Consider the following 3,791-nt stretch of genomic DNA (forward strand, 5'->3'; position numbering starts at 1 on the left):
GTCAGCGACTTCGCGGCCCGCCTGGCCGGCCGCGGCCACCAGGTCGACTTGGAAATCATCCCCGGACACGGCCATGCCATGGACTACGGCCGCGATTATCTTCGGGAAAGCATGACTTATCTCAACTATGCCCTCAGTTTTAAGACAGGAAGCGATTAAACATGATAAACATCGAGAAATTCATCAAGATCCGCAAGTCGCTCAAGCTTTCGCAAAATGAGCTCTGCCGCGGCATCTGCACCCAATCAACCTTGAGCAAGTTTGAAAACAACGGTCAGATTCCGTCTTTCAAGATCCTCAAGCAGCTCTGCGAGCGGATGAACATTTCCTTGTCCGACATCATGCTGACCAGCACTGAGAGCGAAATCGCCCAGAAACTTTTTTCCGCGGACTTCTGCTTCATCACCTACGACTATGAAAAGGTCCGCCGGATCCTCAAGCAGGTCAATGAGAAAAAGATCCGCGACAAGCAGGACCTGCTGCACTACAACTACCTCTGCGGACAACTGGCCCTGGACGGCGACCGCGATGAGGTCTCGGCCCTCTTTTACTTCAACAACATCCTGACCACCGACAACTTGAAGGCCAACAACATCTACCGCCTGCTGGCCCTTAAGGGCTGCAGCCAGGTCTATGCCAGCCAGGACATGAACAAGGCCTCGCATTACTTCGACCAGATCCTGGGCGAAATCAAAAAAGTGGAGATCAAGGACAGCTTAAGAGAGCTGCAGGTCATGTCCGTTTTGACGGCAGCCGGCGAATTCTACGGGCAAAACGGCCAGTACAAGCATGCCGACGACCTGCTGACCTACGCCTACGACCTGGCCAGCGAGCACCACGTCGTCTACTTCCTGGCCCGCGTCCTGTACCAGCTGGCCTTGGACGACCTGGCCCAAAAGAAGCCGGAGAAAACGGTCCTGGAACACTTGAACGACTCCCTGGCCTTCGCCCGCTTGAACAAAAACGACGTCATCATCCGGGAAGGCAGCAAGCTTTTGCAGGAAATCCAAAAGAAGGCATAAGAAAACGGTCAATCACATGATTGACCGTTTATTTTTTGCTCTTTTAGATGATGCCGTAGCCGGTAAGCGGCAGGCAAGGGCAGTTGTTGAAGTCGTAAGTCTTCAGCTGCTCCAGTTCCTGGTCGCCGCTGATAAAGGCCGTGGCGCCTTGGGCCAGCATCAGGTTCATGATCGGCTTCTTTTCCGGATGCTTGGTGAAAGGCACGATGATGACCGGCTTGTTCTGCGCCCGCAAAAAGCCGATTTCAAAGGCGCAGCCGTCGTCAAGCTCGTCCATGTCGTAAAGGAATAGGCCGCAGGTAGCCGTGGACAGGCCGTTGATGTCGTTTTGGTAGGTCTGCTGCTGCCAGAGCAGGCTCCGTTCATCGCCAAAGCCGGCGTTCGGGTCTTCCGCCGGGTCGATCACCTGCTGGTCAAAGGGGAAGTGAACGTGTTCGACCGTCGGGTTCTCAGCCAAGTATTCGCGGACCTGCTTCACCCGGGCCTGGTGGTGGTCACGGTGAAAAGATGAGCCTAAATAAATGCGTGCAGTTGCCGTCATAAATCCAAAAATCCTCCTAGTGGACGCTTAAATAATCTAACATGGTGTAAATCGCCCGCTTGTTAGCGGCCGGGACCGGCTGGGCCAGAATTTCCGCCGGGCTTTGGTGCAAGTCATTGCCCGCTTCAGCGTATGCCCCGTCATTGATGACGATTTCGCGAACGTTCTCGTCTTCCTGCTCCAAGTGGAACTGCAGGCCGATCACGTTACCGTTGACCAGGTAGCCCTGGTTGGCCAGCAAGTCGCTGGAGTAAAGCAGGCTGCTGCCTGCCGGCATTTCAAACATGTCCTGGTGCCAGTGCAGGGCCAGCAGCTTTTCCGGCAGATCCGGAATCGCGTCGCTTTGCCGGTAGACTGGTGCCCAGCCGACTTCCTTGTGGGCAGCCTGGTGAACGCTGCTGCCCAAGCACAAGGCGATCTGCTGGGCGCCCAAGCAGATGCCCAAAACCGGCAGGTGCTGCTTAAGGCAGTCCTTGATCAGCTGCCGTTCTTCTTCCAGCCATGGCAGGTCGTCGCCCGGACTCATCGGTCCGCCCAAAATGACCAGCAGGTCGGTTTCGTCAGCCTTCGGGAAAATCCCGAAAGTAGCCGGGTGGTAAACATAGAGCCGGTTGCCCCGTTCTTCGGCCCAGGACCTAATCGCCCCGGGACCTTCGTTTGGTGTATGCTGCAAAACGTTAATCCGCATAATCTCGTCCTTTCAATTTTTAATTATTTTACCATGCTCGCGCCCTTTTGCCACGAATCAGCTGTTAAAATGTTCCGCAAAATAATAAAATTATTTTTTGCCTTCAGCTATACCAAAATTCAGAAAGCGGTTTATACTAGAAAAAGGGATATTTGTGAATCGTGCACTATATTTGGCCGGATTGCCGGTCTAATCAGCTTTTAAATCGAAAGGATGAGAACACAGCTATGGCAAAATACGCATCAGTCAATCCATATACCAATGAAGTCTTCGCAACTTATGAAAATCCGTCAGACCAGCAGATCGAAGAGTCCCTGGCCCTGGCCCACGCCCTCTACAAGAAGTGGCGGCATGAAAAGCCGGAAAGCCGGGCAGCCCTCTTAAAGCAGATCGCTGACAAGTTCCGGGAAAAGAAAGCCGAGATGGCGAAAATCATGACCCTGGAAATGGGCAAGAAACTGAGCGAAGCCGAGGAAGAAGTCGAAATCTGCATCGGCATCCTCGACTATTACGCCGACCATGGCCCTGAGCTCTTGAAGCCGGTCGACCTGCCCAACCCTTACGGCCACGCCTATTACTTGAAGCAGGCCACCGGGGTCATCATGGCCTGCGAACCGTGGAACTTCCCGCTTTACCAGGTCATCCGGGTCTTCGCGCCGAACTTCGTGGTCGGCAACCCGATGCTGCTCAAGCACGCCCACAACGTTCCTTCCTCTGCTGCCATGGCTGCCAAGCTGGTCAAGGCCGGCGGCGCCCCGGAAGGCAGCCTGATCAACCTCTACCTCAGCTATGACCAGCTGGACCGGGTCATCGCTGACCCGCGCGTACAGGGGGTAGCCTTGACCGGGTCTGAAAGAGGCGGTGTTTCAGTTGCCGAAAATGCCGGCAAGAACCTGAAGAAGTCGACCATGGAACTGGGCGGCAACGACGCCTTTATCGTTTTAAGCGACGCCGACCCGGCCGTTTTGAAGAAGGCCTTGAGCGATGCCCGCAGCTACAACAACGGCCAGGTCTGCACCTCTTCCAAGCGGATGATCGTTGTGGCCGACCGCTATGAGGAAGTGCTGGCAGACATGAAGGAAATCTATTCCGGCCTCAAGTGGGGCGACCCGCTGGAAGCTTCCACCACCCTGCCGCCAATGAACTCCCAGGCCGCCAAGGAAAAGCTGGCCAAGCAGGTGAAAGCCGCGGTTGCCGGCGGGGCCAAGGTCTACTACGAGTATCCGGAAATCGACTCACCGGGCGCCTTCAGCCGGCCAGTGATTCTGACTGACATGACCCCGGACAACCCGATGTTCGACCAGGAAATGTTCGGCCCGGTCTGCGTGGTCTACAAGGTCCAGGATGAAGCCGAAGCCGTGGCCCTGGCCAACAATTCCAGCTACGGCCTGGGTTCTTCCGTGATCTCCAGCGACATCGGCCACGCCGAAGAAGTCGCTGCCCAGATCGAAACGGGGATGACGGTCATCAACGGCCGCTGGATCACTGACGGCAGCCTGCCTTTCGGCGGGGTCAAGAAGTCCGGCTACGGCCGCGAACT

General features: G+C 55.7%; 4 protein-coding genes and 1 pseudogene. 3 read left to right on the top strand and 2 right to left on the bottom strand.

The features are described from left to right. Positions 1 to 159 (top strand): annotated as a pseudogene (locus lacNas_RS14465) (alpha/beta hydrolase); the annotation flags it as partial. A 2-nt stretch (positions 160 to 161) separates the two neighbouring features. Beyond that, complete coding sequence (locus lacNas_RS03985) at positions 162 to 1,022, top strand: helix-turn-helix domain-containing protein (RefSeq protein WP_201336094.1); 861 nt, start codon at positions 162 to 164, stop codon at positions 1,020 to 1,022. A gap of 43 nt (positions 1,023 to 1,065) precedes the next feature. Here lacNas_RS03985 and lacNas_RS03990 read toward each other — a convergent pair whose 3' ends face one another. Together lacNas_RS03990 and lacNas_RS03995 are read right to left on the bottom strand one after the other, a co-directional pair. Continuing rightward, complete coding sequence (locus tag lacNas_RS03990) at positions 1,066 to 1,563, bottom strand: nucleoside 2-deoxyribosyltransferase (protein ID WP_201330478.1); 498 nt, start codon at positions 1,561 to 1,563, stop codon at positions 1,066 to 1,068. 16 nt (positions 1,564 to 1,579) lie between these two features. After that, positions 1,580 to 2,251 (bottom strand): type 1 glutamine amidotransferase, encoded by a 672-nt coding sequence (locus lacNas_RS03995; protein ID WP_201330477.1) that lies wholly within the window; start codon positions 2,249 to 2,251, stop codon positions 1,580 to 1,582. 227 nt (positions 2,252 to 2,478) lie between these two features. On the opposite strand from lacNas_RS03995, the gene lacNas_RS04000 reads away from it, so the two are divergent. Then, positions 2,479 to 3,791 (top strand): NAD-dependent succinate-semialdehyde dehydrogenase (locus lacNas_RS04000; protein WP_201346619.1); only part of this gene is annotated, 1,313 nt, incomplete at its 3' end.

It is taken from the genome of Lactobacillus nasalidis (genome assembly GCF_016587775.1).
Taxonomy (GTDB): Bacteria; Bacillota; Bacilli; order Lactobacillales; family Lactobacillaceae; genus Lactobacillus; species Lactobacillus nasalidis.

Coding starts and splice junctions, on each gene's coding strand:
- lacNas_RS03995 (WP_201330477.1), bottom strand. CDS start 2,251: ATGCGGATTAACGTTTTGCAGCATACACCAAACGAAGGTCCCGGGGCG.
- lacNas_RS03990 (WP_201330478.1), bottom strand. CDS start 1,563: ATGACGGCAACTGCACGCATTTATTTAGGCTCATCTTTTCACCGTGAC.
- lacNas_RS03985 (WP_201336094.1), top strand. CDS start 162: ATGATAAACATCGAGAAATTCATCAAGATCCGCAAGTCGCTCAAGCTT.